This window comes from Rhodovulum sp. HP10 (genome assembly GCF_047553435.1).
Classification (GTDB): domain Bacteria; phylum Pseudomonadota; class Alphaproteobacteria; order Rhodobacterales; family Rhodobacteraceae; genus Rhodovulum.
The window spans coordinates 2260001-2285131 of the sequence record NZ_CP180201.1 but is presented as its reverse complement, the minus strand read 5'-3'; the positions used below and the strand labels follow the sequence as shown (position 1 = coordinate 2285131).

The following is a 25131-nucleotide window of genomic DNA, read 5'->3' as shown; positions in this document are numbered from 1 at the left end:
TTAGTCGGATTTGAGAGCCAGGGCGATCCCGTCCTCCTGCCAGCGGATCCCAGAGACTGCCCCGATGACCGACACTGTCCATCTTGCCTGCCTCTACATGAAGGAACGGCCCGGCCTGCGGCGCTTCCTGACATCGATGACCGGCAACCTGTCCCTTGCCGAAGACCTGGTGCAGGAGACCTTCCTGCGCGTGCTGGAGCGCGACCCCGCCGGTGGCGAGATCCGCGATCCGCGCGCCTATCTGCTGCGCTCGGCCCGCAATCTTGCGCTCAACACGCTGGCGGTGCAGCGCCGCAGCGCGGATATGGACGAGATGCCCGACATTGCCGACCCCGCGCCCGCCGCCGTCGAGCGCATGATCGCCCGCGAGGAACTCCTGCTGGTCATGCGCGCCATTGCGGCCCTTCCGGCGCGGCGGCGGCAGGTCTTCGTCCTGTCGCGGGTCGACGATCTGACCTATGACCAGATCGCGGCCCGGCTGGGGATCTCGCGCAATACGGTGATGGTCCAGATCGTGCGGGCGCTGTCGGATCTGCGCAAGGCGCTGCCGATGCCGGAACCGGCATGAGCGCACCCGACGATCAGGCCCTTGAATGGCTGGTGCGCCTGAATGACGACCGCGCCGATGACAGGCTGCGCGCCGAATTCGCGCGCTGGCACGAGGTGCCCGAACATGCCGCCGCCTGGGACGAGGCACAGGCCTTCTGGACCCGGCTCGCCCCTGTCACGGCCGAGATGCGCCGCCAGCGGCAGGTCTCGCGGCGGGCGGCGATGGTGGCGGTCGGGGGCGCGGCGCTGCTGGCGCCGCTTGCCTTCTGGCTGACCCGCCCCGGCCGCTTCGCCGATTACCGCACCCTGGCCGGCGAGACCCGCCGGCTGCAGCTTGACGATGGCAGCCGGGTCGATCTGGCCGCGGGCTCGGCGCTGTCGGTCGATCTCGGCCCCCGCGCACGGCATCTGAGCCTGCACCGGGGCGAGGCCTTCTTCCAGGTCGCCCCCGATCCCGCCCGCCCCTTCGTCGTTTCCGCGGGCGGGGCCGATTTCACCGCGCTCGGCACCGCCTTCAACCTGCGGCTGGTGGCCGACCGGGTCAGCCTCACCGTCACCGAGCACCGGGTCCTGGCCCGGCGGGACCGGGAGGAGACCACCGTCGAGGAGGGCCAGATGCTGGATCTGGGCCAGAACGGACGCGGCCCCCGGCCGCGCCCGCAACCGGTCGATCCCGGGATCGCGACCGCCTGGCGCCACGACCGGCTGGTCTTCGCCGCCGCGCCGCTGGGCGAGGTGATGGATGTGCTCGGCCGCAATGCGGGCTGGACCGTCATGCTCAGCCGGGCGGCGGCCGGGATCCCGGTCACGGCGATGTTCAGCCTCTCGCGCCTCGAGGAGGCCCCCGAGACCATCGCCCGCACCCTGCCGGTCCGGCTCTCGCGGCTGCCGGGCGGCGTCCTCGTCATCCGCGCCCGCTAGCGGGGCCGCGAAAAAAATCCCGGCCCGCTGTAATGACCTGCCGCCGCGAGACTGTCTTCTCTCTGTAACCGGCTGATGGGGAAGACGGAATGCAAGGAATGACGGGAAGGCTCGTGGCACTGGCCGCGATCGGATCCGTGCTGGCGGCCGCCGCCAGTGCCGAGGAGGCGCAGCGGATCGAGATCGCCGCACAGCCTTTGGCCAGCGCCGTGCTGGAACTGGGGCGCAAGACCGGGCTTCAGGTGGTGGTCGATGACCGGCTGATGGCCGGGCGGCAGAGCGTGGCGGTCTCGGGTGTCACCACCCCGCGCGAGGCGCTGCAGATCATGCTGGGCGACACCGGCCTGAAACCCGCGCTTGTCAATGACGACACGCTGAGCATGGGCCCGCAGGGCGGAGGCCGGGCCGGCGCGCTGGCCGCGGACGGCTCGGTCATGCTCGACACCATCACCCTGATCAGCGAAGATCCGTTCGGCGAGGTCTCGGGCTTCGTGGCGCGGACCAGCGGCACCGGCACCAGGACCGGCGCCGATCTGCGCGACGTGCCGCAGGCGGTGAATGTGGTCACCGCCGATCAGGCCGAGGCGCAGGGCGCGCGCTCGGTGGTGTCGGGGCTGGCCTATACGCCGGGCGTCGTCGGGCAATATGGCGACACCGACCTGCGCCATGACTGGCTGACCATCCGCGGCTTCCGCCCGGACCGCTATGCCGACGGGCTGCGGCTGAATTTCGGCGCCCGCGGCTATGCCCAGTCGCGCGCCGAACCCTTCGGGCTGGAGCGGATCGAGGTTCTGAAAGGCCCGGCCTCGGTGCTGTACGGCCAGGCCACGCCGGGCGGCATCGTCAATGTCGTCAGCAAGCGCCCGGTCGATCGCGAGGTCCGCCAGGTCGAGCTGAGCTACGGCTCTTATGACCGCAAGCAGGTCGGGGTCGATTTCGGCGGCAGGCTGGATGAGGCGGGCGACCTGCTGTACCGCTTCGTCGCCATGTCGCGGGACGGCAACAGCGAATATGACCATGTCAGCGAGCGCAAGCTCTACGTCGCCCCCTCGCTGACCTGGAAGCTCGACCCCAGCCTGTCGCTGACTGTCTTCGCCGAATACCAGAACATCGACGCGCCCGGCGGCGGCGGCGCGCCCGCGCTTTCGGCCAACGGTACCCTCTACCGCGATGCCGACAATGGCTGGCTGCCGCGCTCGACCTTCGTCGGCGAGCCCGGCTACGACCATTTCGAAAGCACCTCGAAACAGCTCGGCCTGCGGATGGAAAAGCAGATCGGCACGGGCTGGGCCTTCAACCAGGTGCTGCGCTACAGCGAGGTCGATGTCGATACCCAGCGGGTCCAGCTCTATTGCCAGACCCTCGACTGCGGTCCGACCGAGGCGGTGCGCTATGCCTGGGGCTTCCCCGAGACCTCGAAGCTCTGGTCCTGGGATGCGCATCTGACCGGCAAGGTCGGCACCGGCCCGCTGGAACACGAGCTGCTGTTCGGCATCGACGCCTCGCGCGAGAAAAGCCACTTCGACGAGACCGCGCTCGATTATGTGTCGATGGGCTGGGACGTGTTCGATCCGGTCTATCTGGGCGGCGGCATCGACCGGCCGCCGGTGGCGATGAGCATCGACCAGACCCGCAAGCAGGTCGGGGTCTATGCCAGCGACCAGATCAGCTGGGGTCGGGCCGTGTTCTCGGCGGGGCTGCGCTATGACTGGGCCGACACCACCACCCGCACCGTCACCGCCTCGGCCGACCGCACCGTCGATCAGAGCGACGGCGAGCTGACCGGACGGCTCGGCGCGGTCTACCATCTCGACAACGGGCTCTCGCCCTATCTGGGCTACTCGACCTCGTTCTACCCGGCCGGCGGCACCGACCGGAACGGCAAGGCCTTCGAGCCGACCAGTGCCGACCAGATCGAGCTGGGCCTGCGCTACGCCCCCGAGGGCCGGCCGGTCATGGTCACGCTCTCGGCCTTCCAGCTGACCCAGGAAAACGTGCTGACCCCCGATCCGCTGAATACCAGCTTCAACACCCAGACCGGAGAGGTGCGGGTGCGCGGGATCGAGCTCGAGGCCAAGGCCGAACTGCCCCACGGTTTCAGCCTGATCGGCTCCTGGGCCTATAGCGATGCCGAGATCACCGAGGACAACCGCTATCAGGGCAACCGCCCGGCCTTCGTGCCGCGCAACCAGGGCTCGCTCTGGCTGGATTACGCGCTGCAATCGCCCGGCGCCTGGGGCGGGCTCAGCCTCGGTGGCGGGCTGCGCCATGTCGGCCAGACCTATGGCGACAATGCCAACCAGTTCAGCGTGCCCTCCTTCACCCTGCTCGATGCCGCGATCCGCTACGACCTGGCCGCGATCGGCTATGACGGGGTCAAGTTCAGCCTCAACGTCACCAATCTCGAAGACAAGCGCTATGTCTCGACCTGTCTCAACGCCTCGGGCTGCTACTGGGGCGCGGGCCGGGCGGTGACGGCCAGCCTGGATTACCGCTGGTGACGGCAGCGCCTGCCCTGTCCCGGCGGCGGCTTGTCGCCGGGGCCGCCGCGCTGGCGATGATGACCGGCCGTGCCGCCCGCGCGGCTGCGCCCGGCGGTCCTGATCGCCCCGCCCCACCTGAGCGCCCCGAACGCATCGTGGCGCTGGACTGGGCGCTGGCCGAGACGCTGATCGCGCTTGGCGTGACGCCGCTGGCGGTGGCCGAGGCCCCGCTTTATGCGAAACGCGTAGTGGTCCCGGCGCTGCCGCCCGGCACCGCCGATGCGGGCCTGCGCAGCTGGCCCAATCTCGAGGCGCTGCGCGCGCTGCGGCCCGATCTCGTGGTCGCGCTGGAAGGCTATGGCATCGCGCCCGCGCGGCTGGAGGCGATCGCCCCGGTGCGCGCCCTGCCGATCTACACCGCCGGGCGGCGCCCGCTTGCCCTGGCCCGCGAGGCCGTCACCGCCCTGGCCGGTCTTTGCGAACGCGAGGCGCAGGGCCGGCAGCTTCTGGAGCGGCTCGACGCGGCCCTCGCCCCCCTGACAGCGGGGCCGCGCCCCGTCCTGATCGTGAAATTCGCCGATGAAAGGGTTGTCGACATCTACGGGCGGGGCAGCCTTTTCGACGATGTCGCGCGGGCCAGGGGGCTTGAGAATGCCTGGACCGGGCCGACCAATATCTGGGGCTTCGCCTCGGCCGGGCTCGAGGAGCTGGCCCGCCATCCCGAGACCCGGCTGCTGGTGATCGAACCGGCGCCGGCCCGGTTGCTGCGGCAAAGCGCGATCTGGCAGGCCCTGCCCCAGCAGCGTGCGGGCCGGGTCGAGCTGCTGCCACCGGCCTGGGTCTTCGGCGGCGTGCCCTCGGCGATCCGCTTCGCGCGGCTTCTGGAGGCGGCATGACCCGGCCCCTCGCAATGCCTGGCTTTCTGGCCCCTGCCCTTCTGGCCTGCGGGCTGGCGGCGCTTGCCTTCGGCCTGGCCGCCCTGAACCTCACCCTGCCAGAGCCCGGTCAGGCCGGGCTGCCCGCCGAGTTCCTGCGGATCTGGCAGAGCGAGGCGCAATGGCCGCGTTTCTGGATGGCGCTGATCGCGGGCGCGGCGCTGGGTCTGTCGGGCCTGATGTTCCAGCAGGTGCTGCGCAACCCGCTGGCCGAACCGGCCACGCTGGGGGTGCTGTCGGGCGCCCAGCTTGCCATTGCGCTCTGCCTGCTGCTGGCGGGCAGCACGCCCTGGCTGCGCGAGGCGGCCGGGCTGGGCGGCGGCCTTGCGGCCCTTGCCGCGGCGATCCTTCTGGCCGGGCGCGGCGCGACCGGGCCACGGCTGCTGGTCTCGGGGCTTGTCGTCAATCTGGCGATCGGGGCGCTGTTCGTGGTGCTGGCGCTGCAGCGGCAGGATTACCTGCGTTCGGTCTTCATCTGGGCCAGCGGCAATCTGGCCCAGGACGGCCATGGCGATCTGGCCGCGCTCGGTCTGCGGCTTGCGGTGCTTCTGCCCGCAGCAGGGCTGCTGACCCGCGCCATGACGCTGTTTGCCGTGCAGGATGACAGCCTGCGCAGCCTGGGCGCGCGGGTGACCGGGCTGCGGCTGACGGTGCTGCTGGTCGCCACGCTTCTGTCGGTGGTGGTGACGGCGCGGATCGGGGTGATCGGCTTCATCGGGCTTGCCGCGCCGCTGCTGGTCTCGGGGCTCGGCATCCGGAGCCTCGGCACCCGGGTGATCGCGACCCCGCTGGCGGGGGCGGTGATCCTGCTTCTGGCCGACGGGGTGACGCAGATGCTGGGCCGGGCACTGACCGGCGAGCTTCCGGTCCTGTTGCCCACGGGCGTGCTGACGCCGATCCTGGGCGGGGTCCTGATCCTTGCCCTGCTCTGGCTGAACCGCATCCCCGAACAGCCCGCAACCCAGCCCGCGCCCTCGCGGATCTTTCCGTTTCGGGCCACGATCCTGGCGCTTCTGCTGCTGGGCGCGGCGCTTGTGCTCTCGGCCTTCGAGACACTGCATCTGCCGGGGCTTTCGGCATCCGAACTCTGGACCGGGCGCTGGCCGCGCATCGTGACGGCGCTCTCGGCCGGGGTGATGCTGGCGCTGGCGGGCGTCATGATCCAGGGCGTCACCGGCAACCCGCTGGCCAGCCCCGAGAGCCTCGGCATCAGCTCGGGCGCGGGGCTTGGCATCATCCTGGCGCTGTTCGCGGGCGGCATGGCCACGCTTTTTGCCGGGGCGGCGGCGGGGGCGGGGCTGGCCTTCGGGCTGGTCGTGCTGATCGGCGCACGCAACCGCTTTGCCCCCGGCGCGCTGCTGCTGACCGGCGTCGCCTTCGGCACCTTTGCCAGCGCGCTGATCTCGCTGATGATCGCCAGCGGCGACCCCCGGGCCTTCTTCGTCCTGGCCTGGAGCATGGGGCCGACCTACCGGGCCGAGCCTGTGGGCGCGCTGGCGGGCGCGGGCGGCGCGGTCCTTGCGCTCATGGTCTTTCCGCTGTTCCTGCGCTGGCTGCGGCTGCTGCCGCTGGGGGCCGAGCAGGCCCGGGCCCTTGGGGTGCGGGTCGGAGCGGCCCGACTGGTCCTGATGGCCTATGTCGCGCTCCTGACCGGGCTTGCCACCCTCGCGGTCGGGCCGATCAGCTTTGCCGGGCTGATCGCGCCGCATCTGGCGCGCGCCTCGGGCGCGGTCGGGCCCGGCCCGCAGGGGCTTTGCGCCGCCGCCTGGGGCGGAGCGATCCTGGTGCTGGCCGACCTCGCCGGGCGACTGATCTGGTTTCCCTATGAAATTCCCGCCGGGGCGCTGGCAGCCCTGCTGGGCGCGCCCTTCTTCCTCTGGCTGATCGGACGGAACCGATGACCCTGTTTACCTGCCATGCCCTCGAGCGCCGCGCCAGCCGCCGCACCCTGCTGGGCCCGCTGGATCTGAGCATCGCGCAAGGCCGCCTGACCGCGATCCTGGGCCATAACGGATCGGGCAAGTCGACCCTGCTGAAGGCGCTGGCCCGGCAGGACCGCCCCGATGGCGGTCGGATCGACTTCATGGACCGGCCGCTCGGCGCCTGGCCGGGGCGCGAGCTGGCCCGGCGTCTGGCATGGCTGCCGCAGTCCCCCGCGCTTGCCCCTGGCATGACGCTGCGCGGGCTGGTTGCCCTTGGCCGCTTTCCCTGGCACGGGCTTCTGGGCCGCCGCTCGAGACGCGATCGCGAGGCCTGCGACGAGGCGATGGCCCTGACCGGCACCACCGCGCTGGCCGACCGGCAGGTCGACACGCTCTCGGGTGGCGAGCGGCAGCGCGGCTGGATCGCGATGCTGCTGGCGCAGGGGGCCGAGGTGCTGCTGCTCGACGAGCCGGTTTCGGCGCTCGACATCGCCCATCAGGTCGAGGTGATGGAGCTGCTGGCAAATCTCAACCGCCGCCGGGGCCTGTCGGTGATCATGGTGCTGCATGACCTGAACCTCGCGATGGGCTGGTGCGACGAGGCCATCGCGCTCCGGGGCGGCAGGCTGGCCGCGCATGGGCCGATCTCTGATCTGCACGACCCGGCGCTGCTGCACCGGCTTTACGGGCTGGAGATGGAAACCGTCACCTGGCGCGGCAGCCGTCTGGTGATGCCGGCACGCCTGCTCGGCCCCGGGACCGCGGTGGAATGAGCGGCGTCCTGTCGATCGCGGCAAAGACGGTCCGGGATCTGTCCCTCGGTGATGCGGCTGGTCTTCGAGGCCGAGGATTTCGGGCGGCTGCAGGCGACGCCCTGTCCAGATGGATGGGTCCGCCTGTGTTTCCCCGATGCGGCGTGCGCCCTGCCCCGGCGGCCCCATTTGACAGGCCGTCTCGAGGGCGCCTGCATCCTGCGCCGGATCGCTCCCCCCGGGGCCGTCACCATCGACATCCTCCGCCCTGATCGCGGGCTAACAGCCGTATGGGCAGCCCGCGCCCGGCCCGGCGACCGGCTGCTGATGAGCCAGCCCGAAGGCCGCTTCCGGCTTCCGGCCGGGTCCGGACGGCTGCTGGCCTTTGCCGACATCACCGGCCTGCCGGCCCGACCGCATCTGTCGGCCGGGATCGCCCTGCCCCGGTGAGCTTGCCGCCGAATCCCGGACCGGGAGTTCTCGTACTCGTAGAGAAAGGGATCCCACATGAGCAGACACCCCCGCCGTCACTTCACCGCCGGGTTCAAGGAACAGGCCGTCGCCCGCCTGTCGGAGCCCGGCGCCACCCGGACCGGTGTCGCGCACGAGCTCGGCTTGACGTCGTCACAGCTGAAAGGGTGGCGGCTCGAAATGGCCGCCGCTGGCTCGGCCGAGGCGATCCGTCGGCAACGGGCGGAGGCCGCGGAGCTGGCCGAACGTCGCAGGGAGAACCTGCCGCCTGAAGGAAGGGGTGGAGGTTATGCGAAAGGGTGAGCAGGCGAACGCCATGCGTTCGAGTGAGCGAGTGAACGCTTTTTCGCTCAGTGGGCGGCGAAACAATGAACGCGAAGCTCGAGTTCATTGTCGCCCACGCTGCCGAGCACGCCGTGACCGTCATGTGCCGGGTGCTCTCGGTCGGCACGAGTTGGTTCCACGCCTGGCGCGCCGCTGACCCCGAACGGGCGGCGCGCCAGACACGGCGGGACGCTCTGGCACCACGGATCCGGGAAATCTCCGATGCGAGCCACCAGCGATACGGCGCGCCACGCAGTTGCCATTGACGCGCCACTGGTCCGAGCGGCAATGGCGACGCCGAACTTCACGATCAAGGCATCCGGGTGGCCAGGCTCATGAAAGATCACGATATCCGTCCGCCACGCCGGGGCCGCCGCGTTCCGCGGACGACCGACAACCGGCACAATCTCGGCATTGCGCCAAACCTGCTGCGGCGGAATTTCCGTGCCGCGGAGCCGGACAGCATCTGCCCGCCTACATCAGCTACGTGCCCACTGACGAGGGCTGGCTTTACCTGGCGGCGGTGAAAGACATGGCGACCATGGAGATCGTGTGGTGGTCGATGTCGGACCGCCTGAAAAGCAGCCTCGCCGTCGACACGATGCGCATGGCGCTACAGAACCGGCGGCCGGTACCGGGACTGGTTTGTCACTCCGATCATGGAGTTCAATACGCCAGCGGATCGAACGGTCCGGGGGACCGTTCGAAGGCGCCGAAGGCGCCGATGGAGAGCTTCTTCGGCTCGCTCAAGTACGAACCGGTCCACCGCACCAGGTTCCGGTCGCGCCAAGAGGCGAGGGCCGCGCCGTTCGAGTACATCGCGATTTTCTACAACCGCCGGCGCCGCCATTCGAGCATCGGTTCCCGCACGCCCGAACAGGCAAGGATCGACATGGCCGCCTTGATGGCCGCATAGTGAACATCACCCCAGTCCGGGATCCGGGGGCAAGCTCAGCATTCAGGTTTCCAGATTACCGGTCTGCGTCATGCCAGATGCAACATAACCGCCATCGACAGTTAGAGTTTCGCCGTTCACATATGATGCTGCGGGGCTTGCAAGAAAGGCGACCGCTTCGGCTATGTCCTCTGGCTGGCCACGACGGTGAGCAGGGATCATCTCCAGGACGCGCTTCCAGGTGTCCTCACTATAGGCCGCCAGCGTCATCGGCGTTTCGATAATCCCCGGAGCGATTGCATTTGTCGTGACGTTTCTGGAGCCCAATTCCAAGGCGAATTGCCGTGTGAGGCCGATAATCGCGGCCTTCGACGTCCCATACGCGGCCCGTCCGACACCAGCGCGCAGACCGGAGATGGAGGCGATGTTTATGATCCGACCATAACCGCGCGCTGCCATGCCGCGGGCGATATGCTGGCTCACCCGAAAGGTGCCGGTGACATTGACCTCCATGATCCTGTTCCAGGTCTCGGGGGCGAAATCCAGAAGCGGTTCGACCAGAATGATCCCGGCGCTGTTCACCAGAATGTCGATGGGACCAAGCTGCTCTTCGGCCTGTGCAACGACGCCCGGCAGAACGCCAGCATCCGCGACATCATGATCGAACGCGATTGCCTCCCCCCCATGCGACCGGATCTCGTGAGCGACCTCTTCGGCCGCCTCGAACCTCAGGTCGGCCACGGCCACGCGGGCCCCCAGTGCGGCCAGTCGCAGGGCGCTGGCACGCCCGATGCCGGAACCGCCGCCGGTGATGAAGGCGGTGCCATAGTCTTTACGCTGTGTCATGGGAATCTCCTGTCTTATCGGGCCATCATCGTGTCGGGCAGCCAGGTGACGATCGCGGGGAAGGCGAACAGCAGGACGATGGTCACCATCTCGATCGCCACGAACCAGAGCGCCCCGCGGAACACATCCGGCAGGGGCGTGTCGCGGTCGATGCCCGCGATCACGAAGCAATTGAGGCCGACAGGCGGAGTGATCAGCCCGATCTCGCACATTTTCACGCAGAGAATGCCGAACCAGATCGGATCGAACCCAAGCCCCGAGACCGTTGGAAACACGATAGGCAGGGTGATGACCATCATCGAGAAGGCATCTAGGAACATTCCGAGCGGGATATAGAGCAACAAGAGCACGGCGACGATCAGATGGGGCGGGATGCCGCTTTCGGTGATCGTCTCGGCGATCATCTGCGGCACCTGAACGAGGGTCAGGAAAAAGCTGAAGATGCCCGCGCCGATCATCGTGAAGAGGATCATCACCGTGGTGGTGGCCGTCGAGCGGAAGCTCTCGGACAGGTAGTGACCGAGACGCCCGCGTGCCGATTTCGCGAAGACCAGCATGACGAGGGCGGCCAGCGCACCTATGGCGCCGGCTTCGGTCGGGGTGACGAGGCCGAGGTAAATCCCGCCCAGCACGATTGCGAACAGGACGGCCACCTGCCAGGCCTGCGTCGTCGAGGACAGCCTCTCTCCCCACGAGGCCTTGGGGGCGCGGGTGGAATGGTTCTGCACCCGGCGACCGATCAGGGCGACGCCGATCATGAAGGCGACTGTGGTGATGATGCCGGGCACGAACCCCGCGATCAGCATCTTGCCGGCAGAGACTTCGGTCAGGGCGGCATAGAAGATCAACAGGACAGAGGGCGGGATCAGGACGCCCAGCACACCGCCTGCGGCCACTGCCCCGGCCGAGAGGCGCGGATCGTAGCCCTTTTCCTTCATTTCGGGGATGGCGACCGCCCCCACCGTGGCCGCCGTCGCCACCGAGGAGCCCGAGGTCGCGGCAAAACCGGCAGAGGTCAGGATGCTCGCCATCGCGAGCCCGCCGCTCAGATGTCCGACCCATTTATTGGCGACATGGAACAGGCGTTTGCCGACCTGCGCATGATGCGCGAAGGCCCCCATGAGGATGAAAAGCGGGATGACAGTGAGCGCGTAATTGGCGGTATGGCTGAAGGAAAAGGATTTCAGCCGCGCAAGCAGGAAGCCCAGGTTTTCCACCATGACGATGCCGAAGGCGCCCGAGAGCGCCAATGCGGCGAAGACCGGGGCGCCCAGGGCCATGAGGAAGAAGATCAGCCCGACGGCGAGCAGGGTGATGAGCGTCACATCCATTGTCGATGTCCTGTGAAATGCTGGGGCGCGATCCCGGTGCCATGGCACCGGGACCTCTCGGGCCGCGTCCTGCTCATTGCAGGGGCTTGTCTTCCGGGGCGGAGCGCAGGCTGTCGATATACGGCAGCTCGATTTGCCTCAGCGCGATGCGCAGGCTGTGCAGGGCGGCTTGCAGCGCGGCAAACCAGAGGCCCGCGGCCACCGCGATCTTCGCCCACCAGATCGGCACCTGGAAATAACCCCAGCGGAATTCCCTGATCGAGAAGGAGTAAGCTGCCTCCTGTGTCGCAGGCCAGGCCAGCATCAGGAAGGTCAGGGCGGCAAACAGCCAGGCCAGTGCCGTGCATCCGCGCGAAAGCGGCCCGGGCAGGGCATCGGTCATCATGGTGACCCGGATGTGACCGTCATCGAGCAGGGTCGCCCCCAGCCCCATGAAGACCACCATCACCATGGACATCTCGGTCAGCTCGAAAAGCCCCGGCACGGCGCGACCGAAGGTGGCGCGGGCCACCACATCCACTGTGATGGCCACCATCATGAAGGCCAGGAACCCCAGCGCCACCCATGATGTGATCCGGGCAAGTCCGTCGAACAGGCGGTTCAGGCGTGCCAGCATCGACTTACAGGTCTGCCGCGATTTCGATCGGGCGCTTCATCGTTCCGGTGCCGGCGTGACGGGCGATCGCCTCTTCGACCACTGCCTGCATGGCCGCACCGTCGATCCCGTTGGGCCTGGCCACGGTCTCGATCCACTTGTCGACCTGTGCGGGCTGGACAAGCGCCCTGGTCTTCGCCTTTTCCTCGTCCGACAGGGAGGCGAACACCACGCCCTCGGCAACGGCCTTGCCGACGTAATCGGCCAGCACCTTGTTGTAGATCTCGGCGAATTTCCCGGCATACAGCTCATCGGCCAGATCGGTGCAGATCTGTTGATGTTGGGCGGGCAGGCCCTCCCAGACCCGGCGGTTCATGATCGTGACGGCCGGGGCGTGCGGGCCGTCGCCGATATCGTAGAAATTCGGCGCGATCTCATGCAGCTTGTAGGCGACGGCGGTGACGAAATCGAAGCCGTAGACCCCGTCCAGGACCCCGCGTTCGAGCGCCTGATAGACCTCGCCCGCCGCCATCGGCACGGCAATGCCGCCGAGGCTTTCGATCACATCCGTGGCCACGCCATAGCCGCGGATCTTCTTGCCCTTGATGTCGGCGATGGAGCTGATCGGATCGCGCATCACCAGAGGCGCGTAATTCCAGTTGGTCCAGTAAAGCACCTTGCTGCGGTGGCGCTCTTCCCATTCCTGCCGCAGCGGAGCGAAATTCGCGTAGACATCGCGGCAGACGAGTTGCAGCTCATCGGCGCGGTCCATGCGGAAATACCACTCGAGGCCGCGCGTGACCGGCAGCTCGGCCTGGTAATAGCCCGGCGCGATCAGTGTCATTTCACTGGTGCCGTCGCGTACCGCCCCCAGATGTTCACCGACCCTGTTGAGGCTGCCGGCCCAGTAATACTTGATGCCGATTTCGCCATCGCTGCGCTTGGCGAGTTCCTCGAGGAACCAGCGGTCGACCCAGGACGGACCGGCGGTCTCGCTGACATAGCTGTCGAATTTCAGCGAGGTCGCGGCAGTGGCAAGCCCGGGCAGACCCGAGATCAGCCCCGCCCCGGCGAAAGCCCCCGTCGATTTCAGAAAGTCACGTCTTTTCATGGTTGTCTCCTCCCTTTGGGCCGGGCTCCTCCTGCCCGGTATTGTTTCTCGGCCTATGCCGTGGCGGTCGCGGCGCCTTTGCCGGACCTCAGATCGGATTTCAGAACCTTGCCGTAGCTGTTCTTCGGCAGTTCCTCGACGAACAGGTATCGCTTCGGCCGCTTGAAGGCCGCGATCTGCTGGCGGCACCAGCTGTCAAGCTCGGGCACGCTGGCGCTTTTGCCGGGTTCGAAGACGATATAGGCCACGACCTGCTCTCCCCAGTCGGGCTCCGGCTCGCCGATCACGGCAATTTCGAACACCGCCGGATGGGCCAGCAGCGCTTCCTCGACCTCACGCGGGTAGATGTTGGTGCCGCCGGAGATGATCACGTCCTTGGAACGGTCGGTCAGGTAAAGAAAGCCGTCCTCGTCGAGATGGCCGAGATCGCCGGTGCGAAGCCAGCCATCCTGCAGCGCCTTTGCGCTGGCCGCCTCGTTGCGCCAATAGCCCGTCATCACCGTCGGCCCCTGCACACAGATTTCTCCGGTATGACCGGGGGGCAAGGAGGTTCCGTCGGGGCCAAGAACCGCAAGGGTCACGGCCCCCTGCGCAATGCCGACCGAGGCGCGGCGCGCGCGCCAGCGCGGGTGGGACTGATCCGCCACCAGATCGCGCGGCAGCACGGAGATTGTCATCGGCGTCTCGCCCTGACCGTAGATCTGCACGAAACGCGGCCCGAAACAGGCAAGCGCCTCGTCGATGTCATGAGCATACATCGGCCCGCCGCCATAGATGATCGTCCGGAAGCCCGTCCCGTCATGACCCTGCTGTTTTGCCTTTGCGATCAGGCGCTTGACCATGGTCGGAGCGGCAAAGAACACGAGATTGCCACGGGTCTTCGCAAGGGCGATGATCTCGTCGCTGTCGAAGCCATGAGAGGCGGGCACGAGATGTGCGCCTCCGGCACGGATTTGCGCGAACATGTAGAGCCCCGCGCCGTGAGACATCGGGGCGGCGTAAAGCATGTGATCCTCGGGCCGGGCGGTGTCGACATCGAGCGCATAGCACAAGGTCATGTGCCGCAGATTGTCATGGCTGAGCATGACGCCCTTGGGGGTGCCCGTCGTGCCCGAGGTGTAGAACAGCCAGGCCAGGTCGCGATCCCCGACCCGGGCGGGGGGCACGATCTCTTTTGTCCCGGAGACGGAACTGCCGAGAGCGGCCTCGCGGATGTCCTGTCGATCCGCGAAGACTTTGCCGCTTTCGGTCAGGGTCAGGGCCGCGCCGGAATCGCGAATGATCCACTCCGCCTCGCGCGGGTGCAGTTTGCAATTGACCGGCACGACGACGGCTCCGAGCCACCAGCAAGCATGCAGCAGTTCGATATATTCCGGGGTATTCTTGGCAAAGATCGCAACCCGGTCGCCCTTTTCGATCGCATGCACCGCCTGCATCCACGCAGCCCGGTCGCAGGTCGCCTGCAGCAAGGCGTGATAGGTCTGGCGCAGGCTGTCGCCCTCATAGAGCGCCGGGCGGGAAGGCCATGACAAGGCTGTCTGATATAGCCAGTTCGCGATGTTCATCGTCTTCGAAATCCTTGGAACGTCTGCTGTCAGGCGCGGTCGGCCTGCAGGATCGTGGCGTAATTGGCGACGGCGGCACCGCCCATGTTGAAGGTCAGCCCCCATTCCGCGCCCTTGCGCTGCATGTCGCCGGCGCGTCCGGTCAGCTGCCGGAAGCCCAGAGCATTCATCGACACGCCGGTCGCGCCCACCGGGTGCCCCTTGGCCTTGAGCCCGCCAGAGAGGTTCACGGGTGTACGGCCATCGGCATGAACCGTGCCGTCATCAAGCGCGCGCGCGCCCTGGCCTTTCGGTGCAAGCCCCATGGCCTCGTAAATGAGCAGTTCCGCCGGGGTGAAACAGTCATGGACCTCCGCAAAATCGAGATCGTCGACAGTGATGCCCGCAATTTCATAGGCGCGGCGAATGGCGCGTTCCGGCCCCTCGAAAGCGACGAAATCCCGGCGGCTCATGGGAAGGTAATCGGAAACATGTTCGGCAGCGGCGATCCGCACGCGGGCGGTGGCGTCCCGGGCATGGGCGTCCGCAGCACTCAGGACGATGGCGGCGGCACCGTCCGTCACCAGCGAGCAATCGCTCAGCCGCAAGGGCGGCGCGATCAGCGGATTCTTGTCGCTCACCTCGCGACAGAACTCATGGCTCAGCGGCTTGTGCATATGCGCCAGAGGGTTCCTCATGGCGTTTCCATGGTTCTTCGCCGCGATCCGCGCCATGGCGTCCATCGGGTCGCCGTAGCGGTCGGCATATTGCCCGGCCGCGATGGCGAAGACCTGCGGAAAGCTCAGCGCCGCTTCCGCTGCGTCGTTCTGATATCCGGCCCCTGCCAGCGCGGCGGTGACATCTGCGGTCGGGCGATGGGTCATCTTCTCGGCGCCGACGACGAGCACGTTGCGGGCGCGTCCGGCGCTAATGGCATTCAGCCCGGCATGAAACGCAGCAGCGCCAGAGGCGCAGGCGTTTTCACAGCGCGTCGCCGGTTTGAACCGCAGGTCGGGATGTGCCTGCAAGATCAGCGAGGAGGCAAAACCGTCAGGCACCAACCCGGAATTGAAGTGGCCGAGGAAGACGGCATGGATTTCCGCCGGCGGGATCCGAGCCTCTTCCAGCGCCTCGCGCGCCGCCTCTACGATCATATCCTCAAGCGTGTCTTCGAGCCGTCCGAAACGAGTGTGGCCGGAGCCGATGATAAAGATGTCCTGCGTCATATGTCGTCCTCCAGCCCCGACAGTGATGTGAAAAACGCATGGCAGATATTGGTGAAACTACGTAGAAATATACGTAGCACTTACGTAGATGCAGATGCAGCGAAGGGGGCGACCGATGGCTTACGACCAGATATCCGACGCAGATCTCAACCTTACCGGCTTCATGGATGCGCCCATCGGTCTGATGGTGTTGTCGAACCGGGTGATCCAGCGAATCAATACCGAGATCGAACGGATCTTCGGCTGGACCCGCGACGAGCTGGAAGGCCGGTCGATCCGGGCGCTCTACCCCTCAAGCGTGGATTACGAGAAAACCGGTTCACGCTGGCGGCGCTGGCTTGACGAGCGTCCACGCTATACCGACGAGCGCTTCATGCAGTGCCGCAGCGGAGAGATCATCTGGACGCGGGCATCCGGGCGGACCCTGACCCCGGGGGATCCCTTTCGGCTCATGGTCTGGACCTTCGAACATCTCGAGAACCGTCCGCCGAATTCGGCCACGCTGACCCCCCGCGAACGCGAGGTCGCGCGCTACATCGTGAATGGTTACACCAGCAAGGAAACAGGCCTTGCCATGGGCATCTCGCCACGGACGGTCGAAGTGCATCGCGGCTCGGTGATGAAAAAGCTGGGCGTGCAGAATGCAGCCGAACTCGTTGCAAAAATGATCGTGCAAAACTGAACGTGGCATGCGCTATCTCGGCGTGGAGATCGTCACCAAGGCCGAGGGCGAGATCAGCGAGATGCATATCGGGCTTGGCGGCACGATGTCGGCGCTGTTCCTGCGCAACCTGGCCGAGAAGACGCATCGAGGCCTTGAGGGCCGCGTCAGGGCGGGCAAATCGGCGGGCGGGATCAGCTATGGCTACCGTCTGGACCGCCAGCCGCTGCCGGACGGGTCGTTCACGACCGGAGACCGGGTGATCGACGCGGCGGAGGCGGCGATCATTCGGCGGATTTTCATGGAATATGATTGCGGGCGCAGCGCGCGAACCATCGCGACGGGCCTGAACCGGGATGGGATTCCGGCCCCGCGCTCGGGCGGCAAGGGCAAGGGCACCTGGTCCTTTTCGACGATCTCCGGGAACTGGAAGCGCGGCACGGGCATTCTCAACAACGAACTCTACATCGGCAAGCTGGTGTGGAACCGGCAGCGCTTCGTCAAAGACCCCGATACCGGCAAACGTCAGGCACGGCCGAACCCGCCCGAGGCCTGGATCACCGAAGACACCCCGGCCTTGCGCATCATCGCAGACGACCTCTGGTCTCGGGTCAAACAGCGTCAGGGCGCAATCCGCGAAGATATCCTGAGCGAACGGGCCGCCGATCCCGACGCCCCCCAGATCGAGCGCGGCCATCGCCCGCGCTATCTGCTGTTGGGGCTTCTGACCTGCGGCTGCTGTGGCTCGGGCTATATCATGATCAGTGACAGCCGCCTGGGCTGTGCCGCGGCCCGGAACTCCGGGACCTGCACCAATCGCAAGACCATCAAGCGGCTCGATGTGGAAGCGCGTGTACTTGACGGGCTGAAGACACAGCTGATGCATCCTGACCTAGTGGCGGAGTTCATCGCGGAGTTTCACCGGGAGATGGAGAAGGATCGGCTCGAGGCCGAGGCCGGACGGGTCGAGGCGGAACGGGCTCTGTCGAAAGTGACGAAGGAGATCGACAACATCGTTACTGCGATCACGGAAGGCATGTTTCATCCGAGCATGAAGGCAAAGATGGATGCGCTGGAGGCGCAGAAGGCGGCGTTTGAAGCAAAACTGACCGCCCTGCCCGCGCGGAGCCCGTTGGTCCTGCACCCGGGGCTGGCGGATGTTTACGCGGCGAAGATTTCGGATCTGGCGGCTGCGCTGAACGATCCGGAAAGCCGGCCGGAGGCGGTGGAGATCCTGCGCGGTCTGATCGAGAAGATCGTGCTGACCCCCGACGCGGATGCCGCGAACGGTGAGCTACCCCCCGAAATTCGGACAGTGACGTAAGCTACGATTTGCAGTCTGCTGATCTTCGACGAGAAGGAGATCAGAGATGTCGAAACGCAAGCAGCACGCGCCTGAGTTCAAGGCGAAGGTCGCGCTGGAAGCCCTGAAGGGTGAAGAGACGGCGGCCGAGCTGGCGAGCCGGTTCGGAGTGCATCCGACGATGATCCATCAATGGAAGCGCGCCCTGCTCGAAGGCGCGTCCGGCGTGTTCGAGCGCGGCGGCCGCAAGAGACCCGAGATCGACGAGGAGCAGGTGAAGGAGCTCCACGCCAAGATCGGGGAGCTGGCGGTGGCCGACTCTTTTTTGGAACGAAAGCTGAAGCCCTGGGGCGGGAAGTGAGGCGCGGTATGATCGAGCCTGACCATCCTCAGCTGTCCATCGGTCAGCAGTGCAGGCTGCTGTCGATTGCGCGCTCGTCCTATTACTACGAGCCGAAGGGAGAGACCGCACAGAACCTCGGCCTGATGCGGCAGATCGACGAGCAGTTCCTGGAGACGCCGTTCTTCGGTGTCCGCCAGATGACCTGGCACCTGCGCAATGACGGGCATCTCGTGAACGAGAAGCGAATACGCCGGCTAATGCGCCTCATGGGGCTGATGCCGATTTACCAGAAGCCCAACACGAGCAGGCCGGCGAAAGGACACAAGACCTATCCTTACCTTCTGAAAGGGCTGCACGTGGATCGTCCGAACCAGGTCTGGTGCTCGGACATCACCTACCTGCCCATGCGCCGCGGGTTCCTATACCTCATAGCGATCATGGACTGGCACACGCGCAAGGTTCTATCCTGGCGGATCTCGAACACCCTGGAGGCCGACTTCTGCGTCGAAGCACTGAGCGAGGCCATCCACAAGTTCGGCCCGCCCGAGATCATGAACACGGATCAGGGCAGCCAGTTCACGTCCTTCGCCTGGACCGACCGGCTCCGCCGATCCGGTGTGCGCATCTCGATGGATGGGAAAGGCCGATTCCTCGACAACATCTTCATCGAGCGGCTGTGGCGAACCCTGAAATACGAATGCGTCTACCTGCATGCCTGGGAGACCGGATCAGAGACGAAAGGGGCTATCCGGAAATGGATGACCTTCTACAACCACCAGCGTCCTCACTCAGCCCTCGGCGGCAAGCCACCGGCGCTGGTTTATTGGCAGAGAAATGATATCAACAAACCCGATCAGCAGGTGCAAAGAGTAGCTTAAATTACGCCAGATACTGTCCAACCGATGGGGAGTAGCTCAGCTTCTGTTTGTCTCCCGAAGCGCATCCCATGCACGGGGCTCCAAGTCACCAACACCTTGCGGTCGCCAATCCTCCGGTCTGACGAGCATCACGCAGCTTCCGGTGCTGGCGCAATGGTCTGCCTGACATGCTCAACAAGAGCCCGAAGTTCAGATGGCGCATTTCGTGCCAACTCAGCGCTGGAGATGCGTCCTAGCGCAGAAAGATGTGACTCAGGCTTGCTGGAATCAAGAAAGAGATACGGATACCAGATGAAGAGGTTGTCCCATCCGGGATCGGTGTAATAAGCCGCATTCCCACCAGTCTTCAATACAGTTGACTTCTTTTCCGCAATCGCTTCCGGTGTAGTTCTTGGACCTCGACCTCCTGGGCGCGCAAGCTGGTAGGCTGCGGGAAACGCAGCCAGCATCGCGAAATCAAGATCGATCGGATAAGATACGAAAACACCTTCATGCTTGAGAGCTTGCAACCATTGGTTTTGCTCCCATCTATTTAGAACCTGTGCGTCTTCCAGCGTCGCCAAGTTCGCAAGGTTGACCGCACCATTTGCGATCAATTCGCTCCCTGCGAAATCCCGCCCAACATTCTGCAATGCGCCGAACAGCGTCTTAATCGTACCTGCGCCGCCATGAGTACGGCCCAGATCGAAATCCACCAAAGTAGCGTGCGGAATTCCCAAGTCTGAGAGCAGCCGCCAGAAATGATCCACGTAACGCCCGCCAAGAGGTACCACAGGCACAAATGATGGATCGAGTGAAACGCCCATTGCTTCAGCCAATCGCGGCAACACGATCCTCTCGGAGTCACCTTCGGCTAGTATGACGAACCTGGCGAAGTAGAGCTCAGGATATGCTCTTACAGCTAGCCGGACATAGTTCCGTGCATCTGCATCGCCCGCGGGTAGCGTGATTGATCGAATGCTACTGGATCGTGTGCGGCGATCTAGTCTAAAGTATCGAACTTCTTCCGGTTCTATGCGGGAGAGAATGCTAGCGCTATGGCTCGAAATTAGCATCTGAGCTGCAGGAAGGTTGCCAATTTCTCTAGCCTGGATCATGATCCTGGACAAAAAGAATGGTGAAAGGCTATTTTCTGGCTCTTCGATTGCCAAAATTGTCAGGTGCGTTCTGCGGAGCTTCTCCTGATCGAATGGGCTATCAGCAACCGCCATCGCAAGAGCGTCGCGTTCCGCCTCAAGGGTCGCTGCCGTAAGCGCGATGTGGAACAACGACCGCTGTCCGTCGCTTAAGTCGGAGACGCTGCGCTCTCGACCAGCCTCATCTGGATGGAAGGAAAACTCCGCACGGCGCACGAGTTCTTCAAACCTGTTCTCAACGAGCCGTAACACGGGAGTTGTGTCAGTGTCCGCCTCGTGAACCTGTTGCCAGCGGCGTGTCAGTCGTTCAAGGATGAAGTTCGCGGGACGTTCGTTGAGAAACTGCCCATGTATAACCCCCGCGCCTTCCCCTGCGCGATCAACAAGCTCCTGCGACCAGCGCGCAGCCTTCCAAAGACGTCCCTTGAGAAGCTCAGTGACGCGATCCGACGCGTTTCGAAGGGCAGGAACATAGATCAACTGTATGCTTGCCCGCTCTACGGCGGTGATGCGTTGGCATGCTTCCCAGTCGAAATTCTCGTCCAGCGTTGTGATCCACCTGATGTCTTCCTCGACAGAACCATCAGGGGTTCCATCGTCCGTCCACCGGGCCTGCAACCGAATCCTAACCTTCAGCGGAGCGCCTGGCCCAGATGCCGCCATGTGGTTGAAGAATTCAGGCACGGCATCTGCCGCTACTGCATCGCCGCCTTCGAGTTCTGGGAAACCAAAGAGACACTCAATCTGGAGCGTTCTTCCGTCTGGCAGTCCTGCTTCATCAGCGCCCACGTGAAAGTCGCCCCGAGTTACTGACCGCTGCGCCTGTGTGACACCGAACAAGCGAGACAACGCCTGGAACATGGCGGTCTTCCCTGAGCCGTTGCCACCTACGAGGCCCGTCACTTGCTTCTGAAGGTCAACATTCGTTTGGGCAGGTCCAAAGCAGCGGAAGTTGGCAAGGGTAATTCTCTCTAGGTGCATACTTCCATACTCTCTATCTAGCTGACTCACGCACTTCTCTCAGCGCGCGACCGAAGAGATAGCCCGTCACCTTCTTACAAATTTCAGGATCGGTTAAGATGATGTCCCGCATCTCAGCTTCATGCTGGAACATTCGGATCGCGCCGTCTACCCCGCTCGGAAGACCCTTGGCGGCATCCAGAACCGCATCTTTCGAGCCTTCAAGGATGCAGTCGAGGCGGCGCAGCACCACGAAGGGCAGGATCACCTTGCCGTATTCAGATTGCTTGAAGTCTCCGCGCAAGATGTCCGCGATCGACCAGACGAACCCGCCCAGCGAGGTAATATCATTGTTTGGCATATTTACGTGCTCGATGTTCATGGCTTGAAGCTAGCATAAAGAAAACAGAGCGTTGTGCCACGCAATTCACGCCAATTATCCTACTTATCCACACGGCAGCCACGTAAGCCTCTCGGGTCCAGCGTCGACACGCTGGCGCAAATCCAAGCCGCGTAGGGTTGGTCGATGGGAAGTCCATGGAGGGAGAGCGAAGTCTCCCTCCTGGTCAGGGTTCCAAGGGGCATGACATGCCCAATGGTCGATGGGAAGGTTCCAAGGAAGGGCAGCTATGACATGCTCCCGTCCTTGGTCTCGATGACATCGTCTCCATGAAATGGTCAGGGGTCTTGGGGGCAGGAACGCCCTCCAAGTCGATGGGTGCAGGGAGAGCGAAGTCCCCCTGCGAGGGATTGACCGGCGATACGGTCTGCTGGCTCTGGAATGGGTTCGATACCCTGAAAGAGCCATGGCCGGGGGGATGCAACGGGGGCGCGCAGCGGGCTCCCTTGCCAAGATGTATGGTACTACCACACACATCTTGCGGTTCACGATAACGGGGCCGAAGTGGTACTACCAGCCGTCGCCATGGCCTCGCCCTGGTCGCCGTTTCGCAGGTTGGCGGTGTTGCACTGCAAAATCGACTTTGCCATATTTCAGAAGCACTCGACCGCATTAGTCGCGATCAAGCCGATGTTGCATCCGTTTTCAAGAAACTTCGCTTTTTGGGAATTCAGATTATAACGATCAGCGAAGGGCTGGTCGATGAGATGCATATCGGGCTGAAAGGCACGATGAATGCACTCTACATCAAGGAAATCCGCGCCAAGACGAAGCGCGGCCTCGAAGGACGTATCCTTGAAGGCAAGAGCGCCGGTGGGAAGTGTTACGGCTATGACGTCATTCGCACGCTCGACGAAAAGGGCGAACTGGTCGCGGGCGAACGCGCGATCAACGAAGACGAGGCGCGTATCGTCCAGCGGATTTTCGCGGACTATCTTCGGGGAAAGTCACCGAAGAAGATCGCGCATGAACTTAATGCCGAAGGTGTTCCCGGTCCTTCCGGCAAGGCTTGGGGCTCCAGTACAATCTACGGCAACCGTCATCGTGGCACCGGCATTCTGAACAACGAGCTCTATATCGGGCAGCTTGTCTGGAACAAGCTCACCTATCAGAAGCACCCCGACACCGGGAAGCGTATTTCGCGCCTTAACCCCGAAAGCGATTGGAAGCGCGTTGATGTCGAGCACCTTCGGATCATCGATCAGGCGACGTGGCAGAAGGTGAAAGAGCACCAGGGCGAACTCGACAAGCGTCCGCGCCTTCAGGACAAGAAGCGTCCGCCCAATCTGTTCTCATTTCTGCTGAAGTGCGGAGAATGCGGTGGCGGGATGTCCATCGTCGGTCCTCGACGCTACGGCTGCTCGACAGCACGCAATAAGGGAACCTGCAACTGCCGCACGACGATCAGTCAGGACGTGCTGGAAGAGAAGGTGATCGGCGCGCTCCGGACGCGGCTGATGAACCCTGAGATGACCAAGGTCTTCTGCGAGGAATACACCGCGCACATCAACCGTCTTCGCATGGAACACAACGCCAACCTCATTGGATACCGCAAGGAACTGGCGAAGGTCGAGCGCGAGATGGAGAACTTCCTCCAGCTCGTTGCGCAGGGCACGCAGGCGAGCTTCCTTGCGGAGAAGGCAAACAGCCTTCAAGCGCGCAAAGACGAACTGGTGGAGCTTCTGGAGGCTACTGAGGAAGCGCCGGTCTACGTGCATCCCAATATGGCGATGCGCTACGCAGAAGCCATTGAGGGGTTGCTGGCCAACCTGAACGATCCGGCGCATCGGCCGGAGTCGGCGCAGCTTATCCGGGGACTTGTCGACAAGATCGTCCTGACGCCCAACGCGGAACGGACAGAACTGGTCGTCGATCTGTATGGAGACCTTGCGGGTATCCTTCAGGTCTCTGATAGCAGGAATTCAACGGGCGTGTCTCTGAAGCCCAGGGACAGGCTCAAGACGGAAGAGAGAAAGGAAATTGAGCAGGTCAAGTCCGTTGCGGATTCGCCGGAGACCGGCTCTGAGCCTCGCATGGTAGCGAGTAAGGTTCAGATGGTTGCGGGGGTAGGATTTGAACCTACGACCTTCAGGTTATGAGCCTGACGAGCTACCGGGCTGCTCCACCCCGCGCCAATACTGTGCTTTTGAGTGCACAGGGGTTTCGTCCCATTGGTTTATCGGTATTGGGACGAGATATCGTATTGAGAGTTACATGGCTCTTTCTAGGTTTGGCGGCGACCTACTCTCCCACGTCTTGAGACGCAGTACCATCGGCGCGACGGCACTTAACGGCCGGGTTCGGAATGGAGCCGGGTGTTTTGCTCGTGCTATGACCACCAAACCGAGGAAGAGCCATATTCCAAGTCGCATACACTGGGGATGTGTTGCTTTTGAGCAGTATAGCTTGGCTATTACTGGATCAAATCAAGCCTATCGGACAATTAGTACCGGTCAACTGAACGCATTGCTGCGCTTACATCTCCGGCCTATCGACGTGGTGGTCTACCACGGTCCTCAAGGGATACCTTGTTTTGAGGGGGGCTTCCCGCTTAGATGCCTTCAGCGGTTATCCTGTCCGATCATAGCTACCCTGCACTGCCGTTGGCACGACAACAGGTCCACCAGTGGATCGTTCACCCCGGTCCTCTCGTACTAGGGGCAACTCCTCTCAAGTATCCTACACCCACGGAAGATAGGGACCGAACTGTCTCACGACGTTCTAAACCCAGCTCACGTACCTCTTTAAACGGCGAACAGCCGTACCCTTGGGACCTGCTCCAGCCCCAGGATGAGATGAGCCGACATCGAGGTGCCAAACACTGCCGTCGATATGGACTCTTGGGCAGTATCAGCCTGTTATCCCCGGCGTACCTTTTATCCGTTGAGCGATGGCCCTTCCACTCGGGACCACCGGATCACTATGGCCGACTTTCGTCTCTGCTCGACTTGTCAGTCTTGCAGTCAGGCTGGCTTCTGCCATTGCACTCAACGAGCGATTTCCGACCGCTCTGAGCCAACCTTCGCGCGCCTCCGTTACTATTTGGGAGGCGACCGCCCCAGTCAAACTACCCGCCACACAGGGTCCCGGATCCGGATAACGGACCGCGGTTAGACATCAAGCAGGAGAAGGGTGGTATCTCAAGGGAGGCTCCACCAGAACTGGCGTCCTGGTTTCAAAGCCTACCACCTATCCTGCACATCGCATGCCTGATGCCAGTGTGAAGCTGTAGTGAAGGTGCACGGGGTCTTTCCGTCTAACCGCGGGAAGCCTGCATCTTGACAGGCAATTCAATTTCGCTGAGTCGATGTTGGAGACAGCGGGGAAGTCGTTACGCCATTCGTGCAGGTCGGAACTTACCCGACAAGGAATTTCGCTACCTTAGGACCGTTATAGTTACGGCCGCCGTTTACCGGGGCTTCAATTCGGAGCTTGCACCCCTCCTTTTAACCTTCCGGCACCGGGCAGGCGTCAGACCCTATACGTCGTCTTGCGACTTCGCAGAGCCCTGTGTTTTTAGTAAACAGTCGCCACCCCCTAGTTTG

Annotated in this window: 21 protein-coding genes, 1 tRNA gene and 2 rRNA genes (1 of these 24 running past the window's edge); 13 read left to right on the top strand and 11 right to left on the bottom strand. The window is 64.1% G+C overall.

Features of this window, described 5'->3' with window-relative positions:
- The first annotated feature begins 64 nt into the window (after nucleotides 1-64).
- The 9 genes from ACK8CO_RS10745 (at nucleotide 65) to ACK8CO_RS10705 (ending at nucleotide 9273) form a co-directional block, all read left to right on the top strand.
- Complete coding sequence (locus ACK8CO_RS10745) at nucleotides 65-568, top strand: RNA polymerase sigma factor (protein ID WP_414896615.1); 504 nt, start codon at nucleotides 65-67, stop codon at nucleotides 566-568.
- The gene (locus tag ACK8CO_RS10740; RefSeq protein ID WP_414896614.1) at nucleotides 565-1470 is read left to right on the top strand and encodes a FecR family protein; all 906 of its coding nucleotides are present in this window, start codon (nucleotides 565-567) and stop codon (nucleotides 1468-1470) included. Before ACK8CO_RS10745 ends, ACK8CO_RS10740 begins: the two co-directional genes overlap by 4 nt.
- Nucleotides 1471-1568: 98 nt before the next feature.
- Nucleotides 1569-3971, top strand: a complete 2403-nt coding sequence (locus tag ACK8CO_RS10735; RefSeq protein ID WP_414896613.1) for a TonB-dependent siderophore receptor — start codon at nucleotides 1569-1571, stop codon at nucleotides 3969-3971.
- Nucleotides 3968-4849: an ABC transporter substrate-binding protein gene (locus ACK8CO_RS10730; protein WP_231119337.1), complete on the top strand. Its 882-nt coding sequence runs from the start codon at nucleotides 3968-3970 to the stop codon at nucleotides 4847-4849. Before ACK8CO_RS10735 ends, ACK8CO_RS10730 begins: the two co-directional genes overlap by 4 nt.
- The gene (locus tag ACK8CO_RS10725; protein WP_414896612.1) at nucleotides 4846-6789 is read left to right on the top strand and encodes an iron ABC transporter permease; all 1944 of its coding nucleotides are present in this window, start codon (nucleotides 4846-4848) and stop codon (nucleotides 6787-6789) included. The genes ACK8CO_RS10730 and ACK8CO_RS10725 overlap by 4 nt, the downstream gene beginning before the upstream one ends.
- Nucleotides 6786-7583: an ABC transporter ATP-binding protein gene (locus ACK8CO_RS10720; RefSeq protein ID WP_414896611.1), complete on the top strand. Its 798-nt coding sequence runs from the start codon at nucleotides 6786-6788 to the stop codon at nucleotides 7581-7583. Before ACK8CO_RS10725 ends, ACK8CO_RS10720 begins: the two co-directional genes overlap by 4 nt.
- Before the next feature lie 48 nt (nucleotides 7584-7631).
- Entirely contained in the window at nucleotides 7632-8012 is a 381-nt protein-coding gene (locus ACK8CO_RS10715; protein ID WP_414896610.1) for a siderophore-interacting protein, read from the top strand.
- Between the two features lie 57 nt (nucleotides 8013-8069).
- Complete coding sequence (locus ACK8CO_RS10710; protein ID WP_414896609.1) at nucleotides 8070-8336, top strand: transposase; 267 nt, start codon at nucleotides 8070-8072, stop codon at nucleotides 8334-8336.
- 553 nt (nucleotides 8337-8889) lie between these two features.
- The gene (locus tag ACK8CO_RS10705; protein ID WP_414896608.1) at nucleotides 8890-9273 is read left to right on the top strand and encodes an IS3 family transposase; all 384 of its coding nucleotides are present in this window, start codon (nucleotides 8890-8892) and stop codon (nucleotides 9271-9273) included.
- 42 nt (nucleotides 9274-9315) lie between these two features.
- On the opposite strand, the gene ACK8CO_RS10700 is transcribed toward ACK8CO_RS10705, so the two are convergent.
- The 6 genes from ACK8CO_RS10700 to ACK8CO_RS10675 all read right to left on the bottom strand — a co-directional run bounded on the left by ACK8CO_RS10700 (nucleotide 9316) and on the right by ACK8CO_RS10675 (nucleotide 15905).
- Nucleotides 9316-10098 carry an SDR family NAD(P)-dependent oxidoreductase gene (locus ACK8CO_RS10700; protein ID WP_080618114.1) on the bottom strand — a complete coding sequence of 261 codons (783 nt, stop codon included), beginning with the start codon at nucleotides 10096-10098 and terminating at the stop codon, nucleotides 9316-9318.
- Between the two features lie 14 nt (nucleotides 10099-10112).
- Entirely contained in the window at nucleotides 10113-11429 is a 1317-nt protein-coding gene (locus tag ACK8CO_RS10695; protein WP_080618113.1) for a TRAP transporter large permease, read from the bottom strand.
- Nucleotides 11430-11502: 73 nt separating this feature from the next.
- Complete coding sequence (locus ACK8CO_RS10690) at nucleotides 11503-12045, bottom strand: TRAP transporter small permease (protein WP_080618112.1); 543 nt, start codon at nucleotides 12043-12045, stop codon at nucleotides 11503-11505.
- Between the two features lie 4 nt (nucleotides 12046-12049).
- Entirely contained in the window at nucleotides 12050-13135 is a 1086-nt protein-coding gene (locus tag ACK8CO_RS10685) for a C4-dicarboxylate TRAP transporter substrate-binding protein (RefSeq protein ID WP_414896607.1), read from the bottom strand.
- 53 nt (nucleotides 13136-13188) lie between these two features.
- Nucleotides 13189-14700, bottom strand: a complete 1512-nt coding sequence (locus tag ACK8CO_RS10680) for a class I adenylate-forming enzyme family protein (RefSeq protein WP_080618110.1) — start codon at nucleotides 14698-14700, stop codon at nucleotides 13189-13191.
- Between the two features lie 29 nt (nucleotides 14701-14729).
- The gene (locus tag ACK8CO_RS10675; protein WP_414896606.1) at nucleotides 14730-15905 is read right to left on the bottom strand and encodes a thiolase domain-containing protein; all 1176 of its coding nucleotides are present in this window, start codon (nucleotides 15903-15905) and stop codon (nucleotides 14730-14732) included.
- A gap of 115 nt (nucleotides 15906-16020) precedes the next feature.
- On the opposite strand from ACK8CO_RS10675, the gene ACK8CO_RS10670 reads away from it, so the two are divergent.
- The 3 genes from ACK8CO_RS10670 (at nucleotide 16021) to ACK8CO_RS10660 (ending at nucleotide 19090) form a co-directional block, all read left to right on the top strand.
- A complete protein-coding gene (locus ACK8CO_RS10670; RefSeq protein WP_052677964.1) occupies nucleotides 16021-16587 on the top strand; it encodes a LuxR family transcriptional regulator in 567 nt (188 codons plus the stop codon).
- A gap of 7 nt (nucleotides 16588-16594) precedes the next feature.
- Nucleotides 16595-17890 (top strand): recombinase family protein, encoded by a 1296-nt coding sequence (locus ACK8CO_RS10665; RefSeq protein WP_414896605.1) that lies wholly within the window; start codon nucleotides 16595-16597, stop codon nucleotides 17888-17890.
- Nucleotides 17891-17936: 46 nt separating this feature from the next.
- Nucleotides 17937-19090 (top strand): IS3 family transposase gene (locus tag ACK8CO_RS10660; RefSeq protein ID WP_414896604.1). Its coding sequence is split into 2 segments (ribosomal slippage): nucleotides 17937-18189 and nucleotides 18189-19090, totalling 1155 coding nucleotides; the frame shifts between segments, so codons are not numbered across the junction.
- Nucleotides 19091-19218: 128 nt separating this feature from the next.
- Here ACK8CO_RS10660 and ACK8CO_RS10655 read toward each other — a convergent pair.
- The gene (locus ACK8CO_RS10655; RefSeq protein ID WP_414896603.1) at nucleotides 19219-21207 is read right to left on the bottom strand and encodes an ATP-dependent nuclease; all 1989 of its coding nucleotides are present in this window, start codon (nucleotides 21205-21207) and stop codon (nucleotides 19219-19221) included.
- Nucleotides 21208-21220: 13 nt separating this feature from the next.
- Complete coding sequence (locus ACK8CO_RS10650; RefSeq protein WP_414896602.1) at nucleotides 21221-21568, bottom strand: type I restriction-modification system subunit M N-terminal domain-containing protein; 348 nt, start codon at nucleotides 21566-21568, stop codon at nucleotides 21221-21223.
- A gap of 554 nt (nucleotides 21569-22122) precedes the next feature.
- Between ACK8CO_RS10650 and ACK8CO_RS10645 the strand changes: the two genes are divergently transcribed.
- Nucleotides 22123-23685 carry a recombinase family protein gene (locus tag ACK8CO_RS10645; protein ID WP_414899016.1) on the top strand — a complete coding sequence of 521 codons (1563 nt, stop codon included), beginning with the start codon at nucleotides 22123-22125 and terminating at the stop codon, nucleotides 23683-23685.
- Here ACK8CO_RS10645 and ACK8CO_RS10640 read toward each other — a convergent pair.
- The 3 genes from ACK8CO_RS10640 to ACK8CO_RS10630 form a co-directional block, all read right to left on the bottom strand.
- A tRNA-Met gene (locus ACK8CO_RS10640) sits at nucleotides 23642-23718 on the bottom strand. The genes ACK8CO_RS10645 and ACK8CO_RS10640 overlap by 44 nt on opposite strands.
- Before the next feature lie 96 nt (nucleotides 23719-23814).
- Nucleotides 23815-23929, bottom strand: a 5S ribosomal RNA gene (rrf, locus tag ACK8CO_RS10635).
- Between the two features lie 79 nt (nucleotides 23930-24008).
- Nucleotides 24009-25131 (bottom strand): 23S ribosomal RNA (locus tag ACK8CO_RS10630); it runs 1737 nt beyond the window's last position.